This is a genomic window from Pseudoxanthomonas sp. LARHCG66, assembly GCF_052871755.1.
Genome location: NZ_JBIXJW010000003.1, coordinates 484,997 through 507,263 on the forward strand (window position 1 = coordinate 484,997; position 22,267 = coordinate 507,263).

The 22,267-nt window shown below is 68.2% G+C and carries 20 protein-coding genes; 9 read left to right on the forward strand and 11 right to left on the reverse strand.

The genetic code is table 11. The annotated features are described in order from the left end of the window. Positions 1-2: 2 nt before the first annotated feature. The 4 genes from ACIPRS_RS12405 to ACIPRS_RS12420 all read right to left on the reverse strand — a co-directional run bounded on the left by ACIPRS_RS12405 (position 3) and on the right by ACIPRS_RS12420 (position 2,983). Positions 3-290 (reverse strand): hypothetical protein, encoded by a 288-nt coding sequence (locus ACIPRS_RS12405; protein ID WP_337731265.1) that lies wholly within the window; start codon positions 288-290, stop codon positions 3-5. Between the two features lie 75 nt (positions 291-365). After that, positions 366-1,157: a pseudouridine synthase gene (locus tag ACIPRS_RS12410; RefSeq protein WP_446538765.1), complete on the reverse strand. Its 792-nt coding sequence runs from the start codon at positions 1,155-1,157 to the stop codon at positions 366-368. 47 nt (positions 1,158-1,204) lie between these two features. Beyond that, positions 1,205-1,714: a hypothetical protein gene (locus tag ACIPRS_RS12415; RefSeq protein WP_337731266.1), complete on the reverse strand. Its 510-nt coding sequence runs from the start codon at positions 1,712-1,714 to the stop codon at positions 1,205-1,207. A 195-nt stretch (positions 1,715-1,909) separates the two neighbouring features. Continuing rightward, complete coding sequence (locus tag ACIPRS_RS12420) at positions 1,910-2,983, reverse strand: OmpA family protein (RefSeq protein WP_337731267.1); 1,074 nt, start codon at positions 2,981-2,983, stop codon at positions 1,910-1,912. A 329-nt stretch (positions 2,984-3,312) separates the two neighbouring features. Here ACIPRS_RS12420 and ACIPRS_RS12425 point away from each other — a divergent pair, with 329 nt between their 5' ends. Further along, a complete protein-coding gene (locus ACIPRS_RS12425) occupies positions 3,313-4,116 on the forward strand; it encodes a dioxygenase family protein (RefSeq protein ID WP_337731268.1) in 804 nt (267 codons plus the stop codon). 6 nt (positions 4,117-4,122) lie between these two features. Here the strand turns inward: ACIPRS_RS12425 and ACIPRS_RS12430 are convergent, their stop codons facing one another. Beyond that, the gene (locus ACIPRS_RS12430; RefSeq protein ID WP_446538766.1) at positions 4,123-5,037 is read right to left on the reverse strand and encodes a LysR family transcriptional regulator; all 915 of its coding nucleotides are present in this window, start codon (positions 5,035-5,037) and stop codon (positions 4,123-4,125) included. Between the two features lie 97 nt (positions 5,038-5,134). Between ACIPRS_RS12430 and ACIPRS_RS12435 the strand changes: the two genes are divergently transcribed. Genes ACIPRS_RS12435 through ACIPRS_RS12450 form a run of 4 tightly spaced genes read left to right on the forward strand, consistent with a single transcriptional unit; the run spans position 5,135 to position 9,110 of the window. Continuing rightward, entirely contained in the window at positions 5,135-6,349 is a 1,215-nt protein-coding gene (locus ACIPRS_RS12435; protein WP_446538767.1) for an MFS transporter, read from the forward strand. Between the two features lie 31 nt (positions 6,350-6,380). Continuing rightward, positions 6,381-7,445, forward strand: coding sequence for an aldo/keto reductase (locus ACIPRS_RS12440; RefSeq protein WP_446538768.1), 1,065 nt, complete (start codon positions 6,381-6,383; stop codon positions 7,443-7,445). After that, a complete protein-coding gene (locus tag ACIPRS_RS12445) occupies positions 7,442-8,458 on the forward strand; it encodes a zinc-binding alcohol dehydrogenase family protein (RefSeq protein WP_446538769.1) in 1,017 nt (338 codons plus the stop codon). Before ACIPRS_RS12440 ends, ACIPRS_RS12445 begins: the two co-directional genes overlap by 4 nt. Positions 8,459-8,480: 22 nt before the next feature. Beyond that, positions 8,481-9,110 carry a LysE family translocator gene (locus tag ACIPRS_RS12450; protein ID WP_446538770.1) on the forward strand — a complete coding sequence of 210 codons (630 nt, stop codon included), beginning with the start codon at positions 8,481-8,483 and terminating at the stop codon, positions 9,108-9,110. Between the two features lie 15 nt (positions 9,111-9,125). On the opposite strand, the gene ACIPRS_RS12455 is transcribed toward ACIPRS_RS12450, so the two are convergent. From ACIPRS_RS12455 to ACIPRS_RS12465, 3 genes are read right to left on the reverse strand one after another with little or no spacing between them, the layout of a single operon-like run. Continuing rightward, a complete protein-coding gene (locus ACIPRS_RS12455; protein ID WP_446538771.1) occupies positions 9,126-11,933 on the reverse strand; it encodes an ATP-binding protein in 2,808 nt (935 codons plus the stop codon). Continuing rightward, positions 11,926-12,633, reverse strand: a complete 708-nt coding sequence (locus tag ACIPRS_RS12460) for a hypothetical protein (protein ID WP_337731275.1) — start codon at positions 12,631-12,633, stop codon at positions 11,926-11,928. The genes ACIPRS_RS12455 and ACIPRS_RS12460 overlap by 8 nt, the downstream gene beginning before the upstream one ends. Beyond that, positions 12,630-13,949 (reverse strand): hypothetical protein, encoded by a 1,320-nt coding sequence (locus ACIPRS_RS12465; protein ID WP_446538772.1) that lies wholly within the window; start codon positions 13,947-13,949, stop codon positions 12,630-12,632. Before ACIPRS_RS12465 ends, ACIPRS_RS12460 begins: the two co-directional genes overlap by 4 nt. Before the next feature lie 190 nt (positions 13,950-14,139). Between ACIPRS_RS12465 and ACIPRS_RS12470 the strand changes: the two genes are divergently transcribed. From ACIPRS_RS12470 to ACIPRS_RS12480, 3 genes are all read left to right on the forward strand, one after another. Further along, entirely contained in the window at positions 14,140-16,179 is a 2,040-nt protein-coding gene (locus tag ACIPRS_RS12470) for an oxidoreductase (protein ID WP_446538773.1), read from the forward strand. A gap of 415 nt (positions 16,180-16,594) precedes the next feature. After that, the gene (locus ACIPRS_RS12475) at positions 16,595-17,050 is read left to right on the forward strand and encodes a cell wall hydrolase (RefSeq protein WP_337731278.1); all 456 of its coding nucleotides are present in this window, start codon (positions 16,595-16,597) and stop codon (positions 17,048-17,050) included. Between the two features lie 224 nt (positions 17,051-17,274). Continuing rightward, positions 17,275-17,886 carry a glutathione S-transferase family protein gene (locus ACIPRS_RS12480; protein ID WP_446538774.1) on the forward strand — a complete coding sequence of 204 codons (612 nt, stop codon included), beginning with the start codon at positions 17,275-17,277 and terminating at the stop codon, positions 17,884-17,886. A 16-nt stretch (positions 17,887-17,902) separates the two neighbouring features. On the opposite strand, the gene ACIPRS_RS12485 is transcribed toward ACIPRS_RS12480, so the two are convergent. The 3 genes from ACIPRS_RS12485 to prpB all read right to left on the reverse strand — a co-directional run bounded on the left by ACIPRS_RS12485 (position 17,903) and on the right by prpB (position 20,879). Then, entirely contained in the window at positions 17,903-18,400 is a 498-nt protein-coding gene (locus ACIPRS_RS12485) for a hypothetical protein (RefSeq protein WP_446538775.1), read from the reverse strand. Positions 18,401-18,691: 291 nt separating this feature from the next. Then, complete coding sequence (prpC, locus tag ACIPRS_RS12490) at positions 18,692-19,837, reverse strand: bifunctional 2-methylcitrate synthase/citrate synthase (protein WP_446538776.1); 1,146 nt, start codon at positions 19,835-19,837, stop codon at positions 18,692-18,694. A gap of 157 nt (positions 19,838-19,994) precedes the next feature. Beyond that, on the reverse strand, positions 19,995-20,879 hold the full coding sequence (gene prpB / locus ACIPRS_RS12495) for a methylisocitrate lyase (protein WP_446538777.1): 885 nt from the start codon (positions 20,877-20,879) through the stop codon (positions 19,995-19,997). Between the two features lie 147 nt (positions 20,880-21,026). On the opposite strand from prpB, the gene ACIPRS_RS12500 reads away from it, so the two are divergent. Next, positions 21,027-22,253: a citrate synthase family protein gene (locus ACIPRS_RS12500; RefSeq protein ID WP_446538778.1), complete on the forward strand. Its 1,227-nt coding sequence runs from the start codon at positions 21,027-21,029 to the stop codon at positions 22,251-22,253. The last annotated feature ends 14 nt before the right edge of the window (positions 22,254-22,267 follow it).

Consider the following 22,267-nt stretch of genomic DNA (forward strand, 5'->3'; position numbering starts at 1 on the left):
GATCAGCGGGCGCGCTTGGCGACAGCGGAAGCCTTCGGCCTGGCGGGCGCGCCCTTGGCGACGCGGATGCCGCGCGCCTTCATCCAGGCATCGAATTCTTCCGCCGTCATCTTGCGGCCATTCTGCTGCATGTCGAAGCGGTGGCCATGCGGCCCCGGGCGCACGCTGACGACTTCTTCCTTCACGCCGGCGGTGTTGGCGTGTGGCGGTTTCGAGGCGCAGCCCGCCGCCATGCCGATGACAAACAGAACAACGAAACGCGCAGGCAGGCGCGCCGTCAGGTCGAGCATGGCAATTCCCCAGTGGTCAGGCGTGAGCGAGTGTAGGCAAGCACACGACAGCGAACCCTGACCGCGGTCGCGCAATCAGCATCCGGTCATCGGCGCCAGCGCTTCGCGTTCCGCTGCATCGAGCATGCGCCATGACCCCTTCGCCAGCGTGCCCAGGAGCAACGGACCGATGGCGACCCGGACCAGCCGCAACACGCGGATGTCGAAGGCCTCAAGCAATCGTCGGATCTGCCGGTTGCGGCCTTCGTCGAGAACGATCTCCACCCAGGCATTACGTTCGCCGGCACGCAACAGGCGTGCCTGGCGGGCAGCCAGATGCTCCCCTCCGACGTGGACCCCCGCTTGCAGCGCGTGCAGCAGTGCTTCGTCGGGCACCCGATCGACCTGCACGTGGTAGGTCTTGTCGGGCCCGCATGCCGGATCCGTGACGCGTGCGGCCCATTCCGGATCGTTGGTGAAAAGCAGCAGACCCTCGCTGGCTTTGTCCAGCCGCCCCACCGGCGCGGTCCATGGCAGGCCGGCACCCTCCAGGCAACGGTAAACGGTGTCGCGCCCGCGTTCGTCGCGCGTCGTCGTCACCAGTCCGCGAGGCTTGTTGAGCATCAGGTAGTGGCGATCCGCCGCCGCAGCCGCCTGGCCATCCACACGCACGACAGCACGGCCGGCGACCACCGGGAATTCCGGATCGCGAACGATGCGCCCGTCGACGGACACCCTGCCGTCGGTGATCCAGCGCGCGGCTTCCGTGCGCGAACAGACGCCCTGTTTGGACAGGATGCGTGCCAATCCGTGTCGTACTGCGGGACTGCCGGACACGCCGCGGCGCGCGGTCGTCCGCGTATCGCGAGGCGGTCTGCGCTCAGGCATGGCGGTGTCCGACGGAAAAACGGCCGGGAATGCCGGCCGTTCGTCGATCAGTTCTTCTTGGGCGGTTCGGCGGGAGCCGGCGCGGGTGCAGCGGCCGGCGCACCGGGCGCCTTGACCACGCGCACGCCACGCGACTTCATCCACGCATCGAACTCGTCTGCCGTCATCCGCTTGCCGTTCTGGCTCATGTCGAAACGCCAGGGCGAGTTGTCATGCGCGGTCTTCGGCTGATATGCCGCCGGGCTCGCGGTGGCTGCCGCAGCAGACGTCGTTCCCGGTGCGGGCAACGCCTTGGCAATGTTGCGGCACCCCTCGATGCGCAGGCGCATCAGCACGCGGTCCACCGATTGCGATTCGTCGAAAGCATGCGACGCCAGCACACCGGACGGTGCCCCCAGTTGGGTGGCCGTGGCGGTGAACTCCGGTGCGACCGGCGCGATCACGGTGTTCGATGCCTTCAACGGCGGCGGCACCAGACTGCCCGTGCAGTCGGGCGCGGCATGGGCGGCAGGAATCGCGGCGATGCACAGCAGGCTGGCGAGGACATGGCGGCGCATCGTGACGACTCCTGAGTATTCCTGTTCGTGTGGCGAGTTTAGGCACGCCCTCCAGGCATGGCAAGGAATTGCAAGTCACCCACGCCCTGCGTTGCGCAAGACGGAAACGCGGTCACGCAAATCGCGCCTACGCCTGCCGAAAAAACGAAGCCCGGCACTTGGCCGGGCTTCGTGTGTTGCGGGAAGAGCGTCCGATCAGTTCTGGACGTTCAGTTCCGTACGACGGTTGCGCTCGCTCTTGCAGCCCGGCAGCGTCTGCGCGGTCGGCTCCAGCGGACGGCTCTCGCCGTAACCCACCGGGCCCACCAGACGCGAAGCATCCACGCCGTTGCTGGTCAGGTAGTCGTACACGGTCTGCGAACGACGCTGCGACAGCGACTGGTTGTAGGCATCGGCACCGCACAGGTCGGTGTGGCCGGCCACTTCGACGCGCAGGTCGGGGTAACGCTTCAGGATCTCGGCGGCTTCGCTGAGGATCGCGATCGCGTCGGGACGCAGGGTCGACTTGTCGAAGTCGAAGTTCACGCCCTTCAGGTCGATCGAAACCTGCACCGGGCAGCCGTCCGGACCGATGGTCTGGCCAGCCTGCGAACCGGGGCACTTGTCGTCGCAGTTGTTGACGCCGTCACCGTCGTCATCCAGGTCCGCGCAGCTCGGCGCAGCCGGCGGGGCCGGCGGAGCAGCGGCTTCAGCCTTCGGACCCAGCGGGATCACGACGCCAACCGAGGCCAGCACGTCGCCGAACCAGTCTTCCTGCGGAGCGGCAGCGCTCTGGTCGTTGAAGTCGGCGCGGTAGGCGAGTTCGGCGCGAACGCCGACGCGCTTGTCCAGCGTGGTCTGCAGGCCGACGCCCAGCTTGGCAGCCAGGTTGTTGTCACGGGTCTGGTTCGACGCGTTGATCAGCGACTCTTCTTCCGAACGCTGCAGGCCCAGGCCGGCGACGATGTACGGGTTCCAGCCACGGCCTTCCTGCACGAAGTGGCGACGCAGGTCCAGCGAGATGCCGTACTGGCTCCACAGGGCGTCACGGTTGTCTTCGAACTTCGGGTTCTGGTAGTTCAGCTCACCGTCCAGCGACCAGTTGGGGCTGATGAACTTGCCAAGGCCCAGGCCCAGGAACGGGGCGTTGCGGGTGAGGCGATCGTCGTCCTGCAGGTTGAAGCCGGCGGAGCCGGTGAGGTACCAACGGTCGTCGAACTCCTGCGCCATCGCGTGGTTAGCGAGGCTCAGGCCGCCCAGCAGCGCGGCGCAGAGAATCTTCTTGTTCATTTGCAGCTCCTTTCCTTGTAAAAGTTCAGTTGTAGAGAAACCGAAATACGTCTGTTGCGGTGGTTCCGGCGTTTCTAGTTGTTATTCGAGACGACAGGGACCCATCGCCTTGCTGAACAGATTATGCGCGGGTACGTGAAGACTGTGTTAACGGTACCATAACAAGTCGGGCAAGGTTAACACTCCTGAAGGGAACTGGAGCAGATCTTCACGCGGCCCGCCGCGCAGAGCGCCCGCTCGCTGCTCGCCCGTGACGATACTCCCGTGGGCAACACACCGGTGCACGGATGCCTCTTGGTAAGTCGTCCGGGGCGCCCGATGCTCGCATCATGAACCTGCCCACCTCCGCCGTGCACCTCCCCAGCCTCTTCCTCTCGCATGGTTCGCCGATGCTGGCCCTCGAGGATTCACCTACCGGCCGCTTCCTCGACCGCTTGGGGGGCCTGTTGCCGCGGCCCCGCGCGATCGTGGTGGCATCCGCGCACTTCGTCCACGCCCATCCCACGCTTACTGCGGCACCCCGGCCGGGCACGATCCATGACTTCGGCGGATTCCCCGAGGCGCTCTACGGAATCCAGTATCCGGCGGCCGGGGCACCTGCGCTGGCCGGGGATGTTGCGCGCCGCCTCGCCGAGGCGGGCTTCGAGGCGCAGGTCGACGACCATCACGGCCTGGACCACGGCGTATGGGTGCCGCTGCGCCGGATGTACCCGGCATCGGACATCCCGGTGGTGGCCTTGTCCGTCAATCCGGCGCAGAGCGCGGACTGGCATTACCGATTGGGCAGGGCGCTGGCACCGCTGCGCGAGGAAGGCGTCCTGGTGATCGGATCCGGCGGGTTCTCGCACAATCTGCGTGCGCTGGACTGGCAGCACGCGCACGCGACGCCTTATGCCTGGGTCGCCGCATTTACCGATGCGCTGCGCGAGCACCTGCTGGCCGGCAACATCGCGGGAGCGCTCGACTGGACCGCATTGCCCGAGGCACATCGCAATCATCCGACGACCGAGCACCTGTTTCCGCTGTACGTGGCGCTGGGAGCCGGTGGTGTGGGGGCCAAGGGGCGGCTCCTGCATCGCGACGTGGAAATGGGGGGACTGGCCCTGGACGCGTTCGCCTTCGACGCCGCCTGACCCGGTCTACAGTCCGCGCTCCCAGGGCGGGTTGTCGCCGAACTGCTCGATCAGGAAGTCGGTAAAGGCCCGCACGCGCGGCGGCACGAGGCGGCGCTGCGGCATCACCGCACTGATGGCAGTCGTGGTCAGCGCGTAGTCGGGCAGGACGACCGCCAGCCGGCCGGCACGCAGGTCGTCGGCGACGTGCCACAACGAATGAATGACGATTCCCTCCCCGGCCAGTGAAGCGTCGCGCAGCACTTCGCCGAAGTTGCTCTCGAAGCGCCCTTGCACCCGCACCGCGATCTCGCTGCCCGCCGGAGTGCCCAACCGCCACACATCCTGGCGGCCGCCGCTGCCGAACAGCAGCAGGCAATCATGCTGGGCCAGTTCTTCAGGCACGCGCGGTCGACCTCTTCGGCGCAGGTAGTCGGGCGATGCGCACAGCACGCGTCGGTTGGGCGCGATGCGCCGCGCAACCAGGCGCGAATCGTCCAACGCCCCGATGCGGATCGCCAGGTCGAAGCCCTCGCTGACCAGGTCCACCACGTTGTCGCTCAGATGGATGCTCAGCCGCAGCTTCGGATGCCGCGCGAGAAAGGCGGGCAGCAGCGGCGAGACGTACTGGCGCCCGAACGATGCGGACGTGGTCACCCTCAATGTGCCGGCGACTTCGCGCGCAGCCTCGCGCAGGCCGGTGCCCAGCGTCTCCAGTTCCTCCACCAGCACCCTGCCCTGCTCGGCCAGCGCGACCCCCTCCGGCGTTGGATGCAATCGGCGGGTGGTCCGGTGCAGCAGGCGTACGCCCAGTTCCTTCTCCAGCCGCTTCAGCCGCTGGCTGGCGACGGCCACGGACAGGTCCAGGCTGTGCGCGGCTGCGGTGATCGAGCCCAGGTCGAGGACGCGCAGGAAGAGGGCCAGGTCACCGACTCGATCCATTATCAATATTCTGTTGATAGTGATTCGGCATATTCACGGTTTTTCACAACGAAAGGAAGCCGCAAGCTGCACGCCCCGTTTCCTCCCGTACGCCCCCATGCCTCCCGCCACCTCCCCCGCCACCCGGATGCCTCTGGGTCTGTATGCGCTCACCGCCGGTGCCTTCGGCATCGGCACCACCGAATTCGTCATCATGGGCCTGCTGATGCAGGTCGCTGCCGACCTCCACGTATCCATCGCTGCCGCTGGCCTGCTGATCTCCGGCTACGCGCTGGGCGTGTTCGTCGGTGCGCCCCTGCTGACCGCCGCGACCAGCCGGATGCCGCGCAAGGCGGTGCTGGTGGCGCTGATGGTCGTGTTCACGCTGGGCAACCTTGCCTGTGCGCTCGCACCGAGCTATGAGCTGCTGATGGCCGCGCGCGTGGTCACGTCGCTGGCGCATGGCACGTTCTTCGGCGTGGGCGCCGTGGTCGCCACCGGCATGGTCAGCGAAGACCGCAAGGCCTCCGCCATCTCCATCATGTTCACCGGCCTCACGGTCGCCACGCTGCTCGGCGTGCCGGCGGGTGCCTGGCTGGGCCTGCAGTTCGGCTGGCGCGCGACGTTCTGGGCGGTGACCGCGATCGGCGTGCTGGCTACGGTCATCATCGCGACACTGGTGCCGGCCGACCGCAGCGCGCCGATGCCGCTGCCGTTCCGCGACGAACTGCGCGTGGTCGCGCGCCCGCAGGTGCTGCTGGGCCTGTTGATGACGGTGCTGGGCTTCGGCGGCATGTTCACCGTCTACACGTACATCCAGCCGCTGCTGACGCAGGTGACCGGCTTCACTGATGCGGCGGTATCGCCCATCCTGCTGGTGTTCGGCGTTGGCATGATCGTCGGCAACCTGCTCGGTGGCCGCTTCGCTGACCGCCGTCTGGCACCGGCCCTGCTGGGCACGCTGGCATTGCTGGCGCTGGTGATGGGCGCGATGACGCTTGCGCTGCACAGCCCCTGGGCAATGATCGCGTTCACCGGGCTGCTCGGCGCTGCCGCCTTCGCCACCGTGTCACCGCTGCAACTCTGGGTGCTGCAGAAAGCGAGCGGCGCACAGAGCCTGGCATCCAGCCTCAACATCGGTGCTTTCAACCTCGGCAATGCACTCGGCGCGTGGCTGGGTGGCGTGGTGATCTCGCAGGGCCTGGGCCTGTCGGCGCTACCGTGGGTGGCCGCGCTGGTGCCGGCAGCCGCCTTCGCCGTTGCGCTGTGGGCGCTGGGGCTGGAACGCCGCAGCCAGCGTCTCGTACTCGTCAGCGATGCCGCCGGCACCTGACCCGCTCCTCCTTCCTCATCAGGACTCCTCCATGGAAACCCGGTTTCTCGGCCGTTCCGGCTTGAAAGTCTCGGCGCTGGGCTTCGGCGCCGGCACGTTCGGCGGCAAGGGGCCGCTGTTCGGCGCCTGGGGCAACACCGATACCGCGCAGGCGCGCCGCATGGTCGACATCAGCCTGGACGCGGGCCTCACGTTCTTCGACACCGCCGATGTCTATTCCGACGGTGCGTCCGAATCGATCCTGGGCGCGGCCCTGAAAGGCCGGCGTGACCAGGTCATCCTGTCCAGCAAGACCGGCCTGCGCCTGGGCGAAGGCCCCAACGATGCCGGCGCGTCGCGCTTCCGCCTGCTGAAGGCGGTGGATGCGTCGCTGCAGCGGCTCGGCACCGACTACCTCGACCTGCTGCAACTGCACGCCTTCGATGCGCTGACGCCGGTCGAGGAAACGCTGTCCACGCTCGATGGCCTGGTCCGTGCCGGCAAGGTGCGGTACCTGGGTGTGTCCAATTACGCCGGCTGGCAATTGATGAAATCCCTGGGCGTCGCCGAACGCTACGGCTACACGCGCTATGTCGCCAACCAGACCTACTACTCGCTGGTCGGCCGAGACTACGAATGGGAACTGATGCCGCTGGCCATCGACCAGGGAGTGGGCGCGGTGGTGTGGAGCCCGCTGGGTTGGGGCCGGCTGACCGGCAAGCTGCGACGCGGGCAACCGCTGCCTGCCACCAGCCGGTTGCACGACACCGCCGACATGGGGCCGCCGATGGAACAGGAGCGTCTGTTCCGCATCATCGATGCGCTGGACGTAGTCGCCGGGGAAACCGGCAAGTCGATCCCGCAGATCGCCATCAACTGGCTGTTGCAGCGCCCCACCGTGTCGACGGTGCTGATCGGCGCACGCACCGAGGAACAGCTGCGACAGAACCTGGACGCCATCGGCTGGCAGCTGTCGTCCGACCAGATCGCACGCCTGGATGCTGCCAGCGCCGTGGAGACGCCGTATCCCTACTATCCGTACTGGCGCGGGCATTTCTCCGAACGCAGTCCGTTGCCCGTCCAAGCCTTTCCCCCACATGCCGGAGCCGCCCCATGAAAGCTGTCGCGCTTACCCGTTACCTGCCCATCGACGATCCGCAATCGCTTTCCGATGTGGAACTTCCCACGCCCTCGCCCGCCGGCCACGACCTGCTGGTACGTGTGGAGGCTGTCTCCGTGAATCCGGTGGACACCAAGGTGCGCTCGCCGAAACCGCAGGTCGAAGCACAGCCGAAGGTGCTCGGCTACGACGCCGCCGGGGTGGTTGAAGCCGTCGGCGAGGCAGTGACGCGATTCAAGCCCGGCGATGCCGTCTACTACGCGGGCGACATCACCCGGCCCGGCAGCAACGCGCAGTTCCAGCTCGTCGACGAACGCATCGTGGGCCACAAGCCCGCGTCGCTGGACTTCGCACAGGCCGCCGCCCTGCCGCTGACCACGATCACCGCGTGGGAGCTGCTGTTCGACCGCATGCCTTACGCGCTGGACGGCGGCGGTGCGGGCAAGTCGTTGCTGGTGATCGCCGGCGCCGGCGGCGTGGGGTCGATCGCGATCCAGTTGGCGAAGCACGCCGGCTTCACCGTCATCGCCACCGCATCGCGACAGGACACGATCGACTGGTGCAAGGCGCTGGGCGCCGACCACGTGATCACCCATCGCGAACCGCTCGGCCCGCAACTCAAGGCGCTGGGCGTGGACACCCTCGACGCTGCGTTGAACCTGGCCGACACCGACCGCTACTGGACCGAACTCGGCGAACTTCTGGCGCCGCTGGGCCATGTCGGTCTGATCGTCGAACCGCACGGCGAGCTGCGCATTGGTGATCCCTACAAGGCGAAGAGCATCGGCATCCATTGGGAAATGATGTTCGCCCGCCCGCGCTTCCGCACCGCCGACATGGGCGAACAGGGTGCATTGCTGGACCGCGTGGCGGACCTGGTCGATGCCGGCGTTCTGCGCGGCACGCTGACGCTGACGCTTTCACCGATCAATGCCGCCAACCTGCGCGAAGCACACCGCCGGCTGGAGTCCGGCACGACCATCGGCAAGCTGGTGGTAGCAGGCTGGTGATGCCCATGCGGGTACCGCAACGATGACGACGAGCGCGTGGTGGTGGTTCTGCACGCTGTGCCTGGCCACGGCATTCAGCCCCGGCCCTGCGGTGCTGCTGGCGGTGTCCAATACGGCGACGCAGGGTGCGCGGCGCGCACTGCTCGGGACGGCAGGCAATGCCACCGGCGTGTTCCTGGTCGCGCTGGCTGCACTGCTTGGGCTGGGCGCCGTGCTGCGCACCTCCGCAACGGGATTCGCGATACTGAAGATGGCGGGCGCCGGCTACCTGGTCTACCTGGGCGTCCGTCAATGGCGCGCGCCATCCATGCTGGTGACCATGCCGGCTCCCGGCCCGGTGTCGCGCGACGCATGCCAGCTGTATGCGCAGGGACTGATGGTGGCGGTCACCAATCCGAAGAGCATCCTGTTCTTCACCGCGCTGTTGCCGCAGTTCATGCACCAGGCGACATCCCCCTGGCTGCAGGGGCTACTGCTGACCTCCACGTTCGCCGTCTGCACGGTGGCTTCGCACCTGTGTTACGTACTTGCTGCAGGCCGCCTGCGGCGCTGGCTTGCGGGCCGATGGGGCCGATACTGGCAGCGCGCGACCGGCGCGCTGTTTGTCGGAATGGGCATCGCCCTGCTGCGGATGCGGCGACCAGCGCTGTAGGCGACGCGGGCGGCGTCAGGCCGCCACGGCGTCCCCGCCTCGGTCGCGCTTCAGCACGGCGACCGGCTCCGCCCAGGTACTGGCGGCACGCCGCTTGCTGGTGGCCAGCACCAGGTCGGACGGTTCGAACACGTTGACGTTGTGCGTGATGGGAGTGGTCAGGATGTACTGCGCGTCGGTCGAGCGCAGGAAGCGTCCGACCTTCTCGATGTTGGCCACGTCCAGATGCGCGAACGGTTCGTCGATGAAGACAAAGCCGCCCGGTTGCTCCTCGTCACGCAGCAAACCAACCAGCAGCAGCAGTGACTTCATCACCTGCTGTCCGCCCGAGGCCTCGCCGTCGTCCAGGCCGATCCAGCCCTTGCGGTCGAAGTCGAAGCGCACGGTCAGGCCGGCCTGCGCCAACGCGGTGTCCTCGTTCACCAGCTCGGGCAGCTCGGCATCCACGCCGATGCCGGCCAGCTCGCCGAGTGCCGCCAGATTGCGCTTGTAGCGACGCACCGTGGCGCGCAGCACATTGATGTAAGCGCCGCGCGCCTCTTCCGTCAGGCGGCGTGCGCGATGCAGGTGCGCCTCGCGCTTGCCGATGGCGGCTTCCAGCCCGGCATGGTCGGCGGCGAACTTGTCGCGCAGCGCAACGCACCCTTCATCCTCCACGTAGCCCCCGCGCGCGATGCGCTCCTCGATCCGCTCCAGTTCGCGACGGACCGAGCTGGCGCTCTCGTACTCCTCGCGCGCCGCACGCAACACCGACGCGCTGCGCCACGCGACCGGCATCTGCGCACGGCGACGACGGTAATCGAGAATCCGCTGTACCAGCGCCATGCGCTCCTGGTCGATCTGCTGAACGCGCTCACGCACCTCAATCGCCAGCGCCTTGATCTCGCCAGCACGGCTTGCCGCCGCGATGCCCTCGACCTTGTCCTGTGTTTCCAGGGCATCCAGGCGTGCACGCGCCTCGGCAAGCGAAGCGCCTGCCACGGCCGCTGCGTCCGCGAGCGCGGGCAGGCGCTCGATGGCATCGGCGAACTCCGCCGCACGCGTCACCAGTTCCTGCCCGGCATCCAGCCCCAGCAGGCGCGATTGCGCGGCGTCGAGCTGCTTGCGCAACGTGGCCAGTGCGTCCTCGCGCACCTGCGCACGGTCCAGCAGCATCGCGTGTTCCGCACGCAACGACACGAGTTGCGCCTGCCGTGCACCGGCGCCGAAATGATGCGCGCCGCCGCCGACATGGCGAGCGCCGCGCTGCTCGCGCAGGTAGCCCTTGGCCGTGATCCAGTCCTGGCCCTTCGGCAGGCGATGGCCGGCCTCGACATCGGCAACGCGCTGGATGCGGTCGAGATGCCGGGGCAGCCATGCTGGCGGGTCGCCGGAGAACCGCACGACCTCCAGCAACGAGCCTTTCGTCGCCTTCTCCACCGGCGCGCGATCGGCGACGACGAAGTGGCGATACTGCATCTGTTCACCAAGCCGCCAGGCCTCGCGGGCGTCCTTCGGGTGATCCAGCAGCACCAGGTGGCGGTAGGGTGCCAGCATGGCCTCCACCGCGACCGCCCAGTCCGCATCCACGACATCGACCATCTCGGTGAGCACGCGATGCGCGATGCCCTGGCGATCCAGTGCCGCGCGGAACTCGCGCTCGAACGGTTCGACCACCCGGCCGCCGCCACTGAGCGCGCCGACCTGGGCGGCGATCTCGCCATTGCGCTGGCGGTCGCGTTCGGCTTCGAGCTTCAGTTCGGCCTGGCGACGGCGTCCATCTTCCAGTTCACGGCTCAAGGCCTCCACGTCGGCACCGCCGCGCTCGGCCTGCAGCTTCGCCAGTTCGTCATGGCGTCGCACCAGTGACTCGGCATCGCGCGCATGGTCGCGCGCCTGGGTGAAGATCGCTTCCGCCTGCCTGAGCTGCGCGCGCGTCCCGGTCAGCTCGGCAGCGGCACGGTCCCGTTGCAGCTGTGCGGCCACCTCCTGGGCAAGCAGGTTCGCGTGGGCGCGTTCGCGCTCGCGCAGCGCGCGGCGCAGGCCGGTCAGGCGTGGCCGTGCGCCTTCGATGGTGGCACGCAGGTCGGCCAGCTCCACCTTGGGGGCGATCTCGGTCTGCAGACGGTTGCGCTGCGAACGCAGGGACAGGCCGTCTTCGAACGACCGTACGTCCGCGCGCGACGACTCCAGCCTGACATGCAGTTCCGCCAGTCCCTGCTGCAACTGGCCGATCTCCTTCTCCACGTCGAACTGTTCGTTGCGGGCACGCTGGTAGTCGTCCAGCACCGCCTTGTCCTCGAACACGTCGAACACCAGTTGCAACAGTTCGCGCGGCGACAGCTGGCACAGCTTGTCGGTCGCGCCCTGCTCCAGCGTCAGCACGCGGCAGATCGCGCGGCTCAGGCCGGCGCCCGCCAGACGCACGCGGTAGTCGCGCACGCCGAGCCAGTCGCCGCCCTGGTCCAGCGTCTCCACCGGCACGTCGCCCGCGACGATCTGGTAGTCGCGCGACCAGTCGCCGCCGCGCTTGCGGATGCGGCAGGCGATGGTCACCTGCTCGTCCATGTGCGGGAAGAACGCGCGCTTGCCGCGCCGGTCGACCGGATTGCTCACCACCGCGCGCAACCAGGCATACGGCTTGCCGTTGTGGCGCAAGTAGGTCTTGTAATCGCGCGCCATGTCGCGGTCGTCGATCGCCAGCAGCGTGCGCAGCGCGTCCAGCAGCGTGGTCTTCCCGGAGCCGTTCGGGCCGACGACGGTGATGATGGAGGCATCCAGCGGCAGCGTGTAGCGCTGCCAGTAGTCCCAGTGGACGACTTCCAGGCTGCGGAACTCAAACATCGGCCTGCTCCTCGTTCACTTCATCGACACTCTCGTCCGGCGGCACCTCGGGCGCATTCGCCTGCGAGGCACGCGCCTCCTCGATCACCTGCGCCAGCGCGCCCTCCATCACCCGGCTGGCAATGCGCTCGTAATCGAAAGCCAGGTCGAGCAGCGGCCCTTCGTGGATGCGCTCGCGGCGACGCACGATGAAGCCATGCCGGTGCAGCGTGCCGAGGTTCATCTGCAAGCGGCCCTTGCCACCGAGCCTGTCGGCGAAGTCGGCCAGCAGCGTGCGTTCGTTGACCGGTTCGACCAGCTCCGCACCCACCGGCACCGGCTTGAGCTCGGCGAACATCTGCTCCTGCTCATGCTGGCGCTCGCCTTCCTGCCGCGCGATCTGGCGCTGGCGCTTGGGCAGCACCAGCAGCGCCCACAGCACGACCAGCAGCGCGATCGTGTCGCGCCCCAGCGAGAGGTTGCTGGCGGCCCAGGCGTCACCATGGCCGTAGACGTCGCTCTCCTGCGCGCGCGCAACGCCGACGGCGACATGCGCCGCATAGGGATGCTCAAGCAGGCGCAGGCCGGCGGCGGCGAGGCGGCGATCAAGGTCGTCGCGCAGTTCGGCGTCGACCAGCACCTGGCGCACGGCGCGGTCCTCGCGCGGCAGCCAGCGCTCGGCCAGCAGCCGTGCGATCAGGGAAGCGATGGGGTCATTCATGCGGTGCGGGTTTTCTTGTTGCGGAGAGGCCCGGGCTGTGCCGGCACCCCGGGGGTCTGCGGCAGCAGCCGGCCACGGCTCATGTAAGCCACGCCGGCACGCTGGACGGGTTCGAACTCGGTACCTACGTGCCACTGCATCGGCAGCTGCGCCAGCGAAGCGGTGATGCCGTGGCGGTTCTCCGCGCCGGCGTCGCCGATCAGGCCGAGCAGGGACAGGCGGTACGCGCTGAGCGCGAAGCCGTCCTGCGGCACCCAGTCCGACAACGGTGCCTCGGCGTCGAGGGCGGCCAACTGGTCGAACCATTGCTCGGCGTGCCCGTACTCGTTCTGCGCCACCGGCACGTGGGTATCCACCGGCGCAGCCTGCGAGGGCGGCAGCGTCGCGTCATCCTGCGCGGCGCGTTCGCGCTCGACCAGTTCGTACTCGGCCACGTCCAGCGCGATCGGGCCCAGTGCGAACACCGGCTGGGGCACATGCATGAGCACGTCGTCGGCCAGTGTCGCCAGCGCCTGGGCATCCAGCGCGCGCAGGTACCGGTTGACGTCGGACGACGACAGCCCGCTGGCCCCCAGATGCACGCGATGACGATCCAGCTGATTGAGCGCGCGCTGGAACACCGACGCCTGCCGCAGCAGCGCACTCTGCGCGCGGCCGATCTGCTGGGCGACGCGGTGGGTGGCGGTATCCAGTTCGCCGTCGGCGGCGATGTCGCGGATCAGTTCGGTGCCCTTCTCCACCCACTGCCAGACCGACTGCAGCGTGTCGGCGGCGCGCTGGATGCGGTGTTCGGATCCGCTCAGCACCGCCTGGTCGAAGTCCTCGCGCAGTTCATTCAACCGGGACAACAGATGTTGCAGGTCGTCGGCGCCCACCCGGCCCATGGCCTGGCCTGCGGCGAGTTGCGCGGTGACGTAGGCGAGCTCGTCGCCTTCGCGGTTGAACTGCAGCAGCAGGCCGATCGAGGCCAGGGCCTGGCGGCCGATCGGGCTGATGCGGTAGCGCTGGCTGGCCCCGTCCCACAACAGCAGATCGTTCTCGCGCAGGCGTCCGAGCACGGTGTCGAACTTGACCGGATCCAGGTAGGCGAACTGGTCGCGCAATTCCTGCGGCGACCAGTCCGGCGCCTCGCCGCGCTCGCCGAGGGTGCGCAGGACCAGCAGGCGCACCATGACGCTCTCCTCGCCGCCATGGAACAGCGTGGAGAAAGCCCGCAACAGGTCGCGGGCACCGAGCAGGGGATGGAGGTCCGGCAGGTCCACGGCGGCGAAGCCGGCGCGCAGGTAGTCGTGCAGGGGCGGTGTTGCGGCGTCCATGAGGGCCCGGGAACCTGGGGACCCTATGGTCCCCGAGCCTGCGGGGCGGGACAACTCTTGCAAGCCGGCCGGCTCTGTGCCCTGCTTCGCGCCAGGGATGCCGGTCGTGACCTGGCCCGCGCCGTCTTGCGCCGGGCGTCTTGTCGCGGCATCGTTACCTCTTCCATACGCAAGCGTATCCACCGCCCGCATGACCGCCATCGCCGCCAACGCCCCCTCGCCCTACCCCCACCTGTTCACGCCGCTGGACCTGGGTTTCACCACGGTCCGCAACCGGGTGCTGATGGGCTCGATGCATACGGGCCTGGAAGACCGCGCCAAGGACTTCCCGCGCCTGGCGGCGTACTTCGCCGAGCGCGCGGCGGGGGGCGTGGGTCTGATCGTCACCGGTGGTTTCTCGCCCAACCTGGTGGGTTGGCTGAAACCGTTCGGCGGCAAGCTGTCGTGGCCTTGGGAGGCGCGCCCCCACAAGTTCGTCACCGCGGCGGTGCACGAGCACGGCGCGAAGATCTGCGCGCAGTTGCTGCATGCGGGCCGCTACGGCTACCACCCGCTCACGGTGGCGCCGTCGAAGCTGAAGGCACCGATCAACCCCTTCACCCCGCGCGCGTTGTCGGCCCGCGGCATCGAGCGGCAGATTTCCGCCTACGCCAATGCGGCGAAGCTGGCGCGCGACGCCGGCTACGACGGCGTGGAGATCATGGGTTCGGAGGGGTACTTCATCAATGAATTCACCGCGCCGCGCACCAACAAGCGCAACGACGCCTGGGGCGGCACGCCGGAGAAGAGGATGCGCTTCGCGGTGGAGATCGTGCGCCGCGTGCGCGAGGCGGTGGGGCCGGACTTCATCCTGATCTATCGCCTGTCGCTGCTGGACCTGGTGGATGACGGCAACCAGTGGGACGAGATCGTTGCGCAGGCCAAGGCAGTGGAAGCCGCCGGCGCCACCATCATCAACTCGGGCATCGGCTGGCACGAGGCGCGCGTGCCGACCATCGTCACGTCGGTGCCGCGCGCGGCCTTCGTGGACGTGACCGCCAAGCTCAAACCGCACGTGCGCGTGCCGCTGGTGGCCACCAACCGCATCAACATGCCGGAGGTCGCCGAAAGCATCCTGGCCGCCGGCAAGGCCGACATGGTGTCGCTGGCACGCCCGCTGCTCGCCGATCCGCAGTGGGCGGCCAAGGCCCGCGCCGGCACGCCGCAGGCCATCAACACCTGCATCGCCTGCAACCAGGCCTGCCTGGACCATGTCTTCGAGAACAAGATGGCCAGCTGCCTGGTCAATCCGCGCGCCTGCGCTGAAACCGAACTCAACTACACCAAGACCTTCGCGCCGAAGAGCATCGCGGTGGTCGGTGCCGGCCCGGCCGGCCTGGCCTGCGCCACGGTCGCGGCCGAACGCGGCCATCGGGTGACCCTGTTCGACGCGGCGGACCAGATCGGCGGACAGTTCAACTACGCCAAGAAGATTCCCGGCAAGGAAGAGTTCCACGAAACGCTGCGCTATTTCCGCCACCGGCTGGAAGAAACCCGGGTGGACGTGAAACTGTCCACGCCGGTCAGCGCCACGGACCTGCACGGCTTCGACGAGGTGGTGCTGGCCACCGGCATCACCCCGCGCCAGGTTGCGCTTCCCGGTGCCGACCACGCCAAGGTGGTCAGCTACGTGGACGTGCTCTCCGGGCGGGTGGAGGTGGGCGCGCGCGCGGCGCTGATCGGCGCCGGGGGCATCGGCTTCGACGTGGCCGAATACCTGACCCACGACGGCCCCTCGCCGTCGCTGGATCCTGCCCGCTGGATGGCCGAATGGGGCGTGGACCCCGCCTTCGAGACCCGCGGCAGCCTGGCCCGCCCCCACCCGGAACCGCCCGCGCGCGAGGTCTGGCTGTTGCAACGCAGCCCCGGCAAGCCCGGTGCGCGCCTGGGCAAGACCAGCGGCTGGGTGCATCGGGCCACGCTGAAGGCCAAGCAGGTGAAGATGCTCGGTGGCGTCGAGTACCTGGGCGTGGACGACGCGGGACTGCGCATCAAGGTGGACGGTGCGGAGCACCTGCTGCCGGTGGACCATGTGGTGGTCTGCGCCGGCCAGGAGCCGCGCCGCGAACTGCAGGCAGACCTCATCGCTGCGGGGCGGGCGCCCCACCTGATCGGCGGTGCCGACGTGGCCGCCGAGCTGGACGCCAAGCGCGCGATCGACCAGGGGAGCCGGCTGGCCGCCAGCCTTTAGCAACGCGCCGGCCGCTGGCCGGCGGAGCACCCACGACGGCACGACATCCCGCAGGCACCCACCTGCGCTGGGCATCGGGTGGTGAGGCCTGGCCGGGCGCATTTCCGCGCCGCCGGGGCCTCGCCGGTGCGACACGCCTCACACTTTCCAGCCAGACCGGCACCCCGTCCGTCAAGCCGACCCGTTCAGGCCGAGTTGGGTCGCCTCCCCCTACCTTGCGCCCACTTTCCGGCCCGCCGCCCAGTTCAAGCGGGCTGAGCCCGGCGCTCGGACCCTTCTGGTCCGGCCTTGCCGGTCCCCGGGCAGCCCGTGTGAAGGCTGCCTCCCCATGACGCCCTAGCCGCCGTCCCATCGATGTCCTTCCCTGCGTAACGGGAGAGGCAGGGGCGCGGGAAAGACGGAGCAAGGAGTTCCCATGAAACTGGCCTGGATCCTATGGCTGTCGCAGATGTTGCCGCAGCCGGCCGCCGATTCGCTTTGCCTCAGCACCACCGTGTACCTGGAAGCCCGCGACCAGACCCTCCGCGGGCAGCAAGCCGTCGCCGAAGTCGCCCTGCGACGCCGTGACAGTGGCCTGTGGGGTGACTCGGTCTGCTCCGTGGTCACCGCCCGCAAGCAGTTCGCCCCGACCATCGTGGGCCCGAACACCCGCCTGAAGAACCCGGACGCCTGGGCCAAGTCGGTCAGCGTGGCCCTGAACGCCGAGCGCAACTGGGCCCTGCCGCCCGGGCAGCGCAAGGAGATCGTGCCGGGCGCCAGCCACTTCATGGCGCACCAGATCGCGAGCCCGAGCTGGCGCAATGCGTATCACGTGGCCACCATCGGTGACCACACCTTCCTGCGCGTGCAGAAGCTCAAGCCCCGCACCTAGGAACAGGCGCTTTCGAAGCATCAACGCCCAACGCGTCGATCTGCTCGCCGAAGCCGAACCCGCATGGCACCTACTTTCCCTCTCTCTCGAGGAGAGGGCACGGGGAGAGGGCTGACCGCCGCGATACGTCACATCAAACGCGACGATCCGTTGCACCCCACACCACGCTGCATGCATCCGAGGCCCGCGATAATCGCGGGCCTTTCTTTTTCCTGGACACCCGCATGAAGCTTTATACCAAGCCCGGCGCCTGCTCGACCGCCGACCACATCGCGCTGCAATGGACCGGCCAGCCGTTCGAGGTGCAGGTGATGACGGCCGCCGAGATGAAGGAGCCCGCGTACCTGGCGATCAATCCCACCGGCGCGGTACCGGCGATCGTCGACGGCGACTTCGTGCTGACCCAGAACGCCGCGATCATGGGGTACATCGCCGACACCTATCCGCAGGCACACCTCGCCGGCGATGGCTCGCCGCAGCAGCGAGCGCAGGCAGCGCGCTGGCTCTCGTTCGTCAATTCCGATCTGCACCCGGCCTTCCATCCGCTGTTCGGGCCTGCGCGCTTCATCGGCGACGAGGCACGATTCGACGAGGTAAAGGACGCGGCACGCAAGCGCCTGCGGGGCTTGTTCGAAAGCGCGGAGAAACAGCTGGAAGGACGCGACTGGCTGGCCGGCTTCCGCAGCTTCGCCGACCCCTACTTCTACATCACGCTGCGGTGGGCCGCACGCACCGGCGTGGACCTCTCGGGGCTGCCGAACATCGCCGCATTCAAGCAGCGCATGGAGGCCGATGCCGGCGTGCAGGCCGCCTTGAAGGCCGAAGGCCTGGCGTGACTTCGACGCGCGCGCGTCAGGCCATCGATGCGCGCACATCCTCCAGCCAACGCGTGGCGAAGGTATGGTCGCGTGCCTTCGTCAGCGCCGTGGCCACGTCGGGCAGCAGTGCGGCCAGTTCGTCCGCGTCGGCGCAGCGCTCTACCTTCAGCTGCAGGAAGTAGCCCTTCAGCCCGATGTGCGAACGGATGTCTTCGGTGATCCGCGCGTAGAGCAGGTTGTAGCGCTCGGCGGATGTCATCGTCGTTGCCTGCACCCCGTCGCCGGCCTTCGGCGCGGCAACGGCGGCGAGCAGCGATGCCGCGCCCGAGCGCCGCTCGATCAATCCGTCCGCTGCCAACTGCTGCAGCGCGTCGTCGGGTGCATGCAGCCCGCTCATCATCGCGCGCAGCTCTTCGTCGTTGCGCTGGCCATCCACCAGCAACAGGATGGAACGCAACCCCGCCGGCAGCTTGCGCGTGCGCTGCTGGATCTCGTTGCGTCCGGCGTCGGTCTTGCACCACATGGTCTGCATGGCGTCCCCCAGCATCGTGCGGCGGGCCCCTCCCGCTCGCTGCGACGCACCCCTTGCGACCGCAAGTAGTAACCCGGCCGACCTGTTCCGGGCTGCCACACGGGTCACACAAACGACACGGGGCCGCCCGACCTGCGTCGAAACGGCCCTGCCCTGCGCGCCGGAACGGCTCAGCGCTGGTTGATCGGCACGAAGGCCAGGTCTTCCGGGCCGGTGTAAAGACGCCCCCACCCTTTGCCCTCTCCCGCAAGCGAGAGAGGGGAAGTGGGTGCCATGCGGGTTCGACTTCGATCAGCGCCGGTCCAGCGGAACGAATTCCAGATCCTCAGGCCCCGTGTAATTGGCGCTGGGGCGGATGATCTTGCCGTCGATGCGCTGCTCGATGACGTGCGCGCTCCAGCCGCTGGTGCGGGCGATGACGAACAGCGGGGTGAACATCGCCGTCGGCACGCCCATCATGTGGTAGCTGACGGCGCTGAACCAGTCCAGGTTCGGGAACATCTTCTTAATGTCCCACATCACCGACTCCAGGCGCTCGGCGATGTCGTACATCTTCATGTTCGACTGCTCGGCCGACAGGTCTTTCGCGACCTGCTTGATCACGCCGTTGCGCGGGTCGCCGACGGTGTATACCGGGTGACCGAAGCCGATCACCACTTCCTTGCGCTCGACGCGCGCCTTGATGTCGGCTTCCGCTTCATCGGGCGATTCGTAGCGCTTCTGCACTTCGAACGCGACCTCGTTGGCGCCGCCATGCTTCGGGCCACGCAGCGCGCCAATGCCGCCGGCGATGGCCGAATGCATGTCGCTGCCGGTGCCGGCGATGACGCGGCAGGTGAACGTGGAGGCATTGAATTCATGCTCGGCGTACAGGATCAGCGAGGTATGCATGGCACGCACCCAGCTGTCCTTCGGTTTCTCGCCGTGCAGCAGATGCAGGAAGTGCCCGCCGATAGAGTCGTCGTCGGTTTCCACGTCGATGGCGCGGCCGTTGTGGCTCCAGTGGTACCAGTACAGCAGCATCGAACCCAGCGAGGCCATCAGCTTGTCGGCGATGTCGCGCGCGCCCGGATGGTTGTGGTCGTCCTTCTCCGGCGACACGCAGCCCAGCACGGACACGCCCGTGCGCATCACGTCCATCGGGTGCGCGGACGGCGGCAGCTCTTCCAGCGCGGCCTTCACTGCGGCCGGGATGCCGCGCAGCGACTTCAGCTTGGCCTTGTAACCGGCCAGCTCGGCGCGATTGGGCAGCTTGCCATGCACCAGCAGGTACGCGACCTCTTCGAACTCGCTGGTGGTGGCCAGGTCCAGGATGTCGTAGCCGCGGTAGTGCAGGTCGTTGCCGGTGCGGCCGACGGTGCACAGCGCGGTGTTGCCGGCGGCGGTGCCGGACAGGGCGACGGATTTCTTGGGCTTGAAGGGAACGCTCTCTGACATCTTCCTACTCCTCATCTTGATTTGGAGCCCCTCTCCCATTGGGAGAGGGGTTGGGGCGAGGGTTCGGCGGAGTCCGTGAGGTCGGAGCCATCCGGATTTCGCCGCACCCTCATCCGGCGCTTCGCGCCACCTTCTCCCGGCGGGAGAAGGGCCGGGGCTACTTCTTTGCGGAGAACAGGGTATCGAGCTTCTGCTCGAAGGCGTGGTAACCGATGCGGTCGTACAGCTCTTCGCGCGTCTGCATGGTGTCGACCACGTTCTTCTGGTGACCGTCGCGGCGGATCGCCTCGTAGACGTTTTCCGCCGCCTTGTTCATCGCGCGGAACGCCGACAGCGGATACAGCTGGATCGCAACGCCGACCGAAGCAAGTTCGTCGCGGGTGAACAGCGGCGTCTTGCCGAACTCGGTGATGTTCGCCAGCACCGGCACCTTCACCGCGTCGACGAAGCGCTGGTAGGTGGGCAGGTCGTAGGCGGCCTCGGCGAAGATGCCGTCCGCGCCGGCTTCGACGCAGGCGATGGCGCGCTCGATGGCGGCGTCCACGCCCTCGACCTGGATGGCGTCGGTGCGCGCGATCAGGAAGAAATCCGGATCGGTCTTCGCATCGGCGGCGGCCTTCACCCGGTCGACCATCTCGCCGGCCGACACGATTTCCTTGCCCGGACGATGGCCGCAGCGCTTGGCGCCGACCTGGTCTTCGATGTGGCAGGCGGCCGCGCCGGCCTTGATCAGCGTCTTCACGGTGCGCTCGATGTTGAACGCGCTGGGACCGAAGCCGGTGTCGATGTCGACCATCAGCGGCAGGTCGCAGACATCGGTGATGCGGCGCACGTCGATCAGCACGTCTTCCAACGTGTTGATGCCCAGGTCGGGCAGGCCCAGCGATCCTGCGGCGACGCCGCCGCCGGACAGGTAGATGGCCTTGTAACCGGCGCGCTTGGCCAGCAGGGCGTGGTTGGCGTTGATGGCACCGATCACCTGCAACGGCGATTCGGCGGCCAGCGCGGCGCGGAACTTGGCGCCTGCGGTCGGGTGGCTCATGCGACGGGACTCCTCTCGATCAGCGTGCCTGCCCGGCGTGATCGCCGGACGCCAGAGGTGCGCGAATGGTACGCCCCTCTTCGGGTCGCAAATCTGGCACCATCCGCCAGGTTGATCAATCTTGATCGAACGAATCAATATTTCCGCATGGCCGCCGCCACCGATCTGCTGTCCGCCCGCGATACCTGCCGCCTGCTCGGCATCAGCCGCGCCACGCTGTACGCCTACGTCAGCCGCGGCCTGCTGGAGTCCCGCCCCGGCAAGGATCATCGCAGCCGCCTGTACCTGCGCCAGGATGTGGAACGGCTGGCCCAGCGCAAGCAGGTGGGGCGTGGCGCGGCCCGTGGCGCCGCCCAGAGCCTGGACCGCGGGCTGCCGGTGCTGGAGACGCGCATCTCGCTGATCCGACCCGATGGCCCCTACTATCGCGGCCGCTCGGCGATCGCGATGGTGCACGAGGGCGCCACGCTGGAAGACGTGGCCCGCCACCTGTGGGACAGCAGCGCGGACGATCCTTTCGCGGCACCTTCGTTGACCCGATGGCCCGATGTGGTCGCGCCGCTCGCCGCCAACACCGTGCTGCCTCCGCTGGAGCGCGCGATGGCCGCCATCCCGTTGCTTGCGCTGGAGGTACGCCATTCCTTCAGTTCCGCGCCGCTCGTGCGCCATGAGATCGCCGCCGGCCTGCTGCGCCACAACGCCGCGCTGCTGGTCGCGCAGCCGCCGTCGGACGTACCGGTGCACCGCGTACTGGCGCAGGCCTGGCATCCCGGCGATGACGGCTTCGCCGAACTCGTGCGCGCCGCACTGGTGGTCTGCGCGGACCACGAACTCAATGTCTCCGCGTTCGCCGCACGCGTGGTCGCATCCACCGGTGCGCACCTGCACGCGACGGTATGCAGTGGGCTGGCCGCCTTGTCCGGCCCGCGCCACGGCGGCGCCACCGCTCGCGCGTATGCGTTGATCAGCGATGCACATGAGGCCGTGTCCGCACGCGCATTCATCGCCGAACGCTGGCAGCGCGGCGACGACCTGCCCGGCTTCGGCCATGCCCTGTATCCGCAGGGCGATCCGCGCGGTGCCGAACTGCTGGCGCGCGCACGCGAGCGCCATGCCGGCACGCGTGAAATGGCCGCATTGGAAAACCTCATCCTCGCCACCGAGGACGTCAGCGGCCTGCGCCCGAACATCGATTTCATGCTCGCCGCGCTTTGCCATCTCAACCGGTTGCCAGCCACGCCGGCCCTGGTGATGTTCGCCGCAGGACGCCTGGCGGGCTGGCTGGCGCATGCACTGGAACAGCAGGCACAGGGACGTCTGATCCGTCCGCGCGCACGCTATGCAGGCGTGACACCGCCAGCAACATCGCCATGATCTGCCCGCCATGC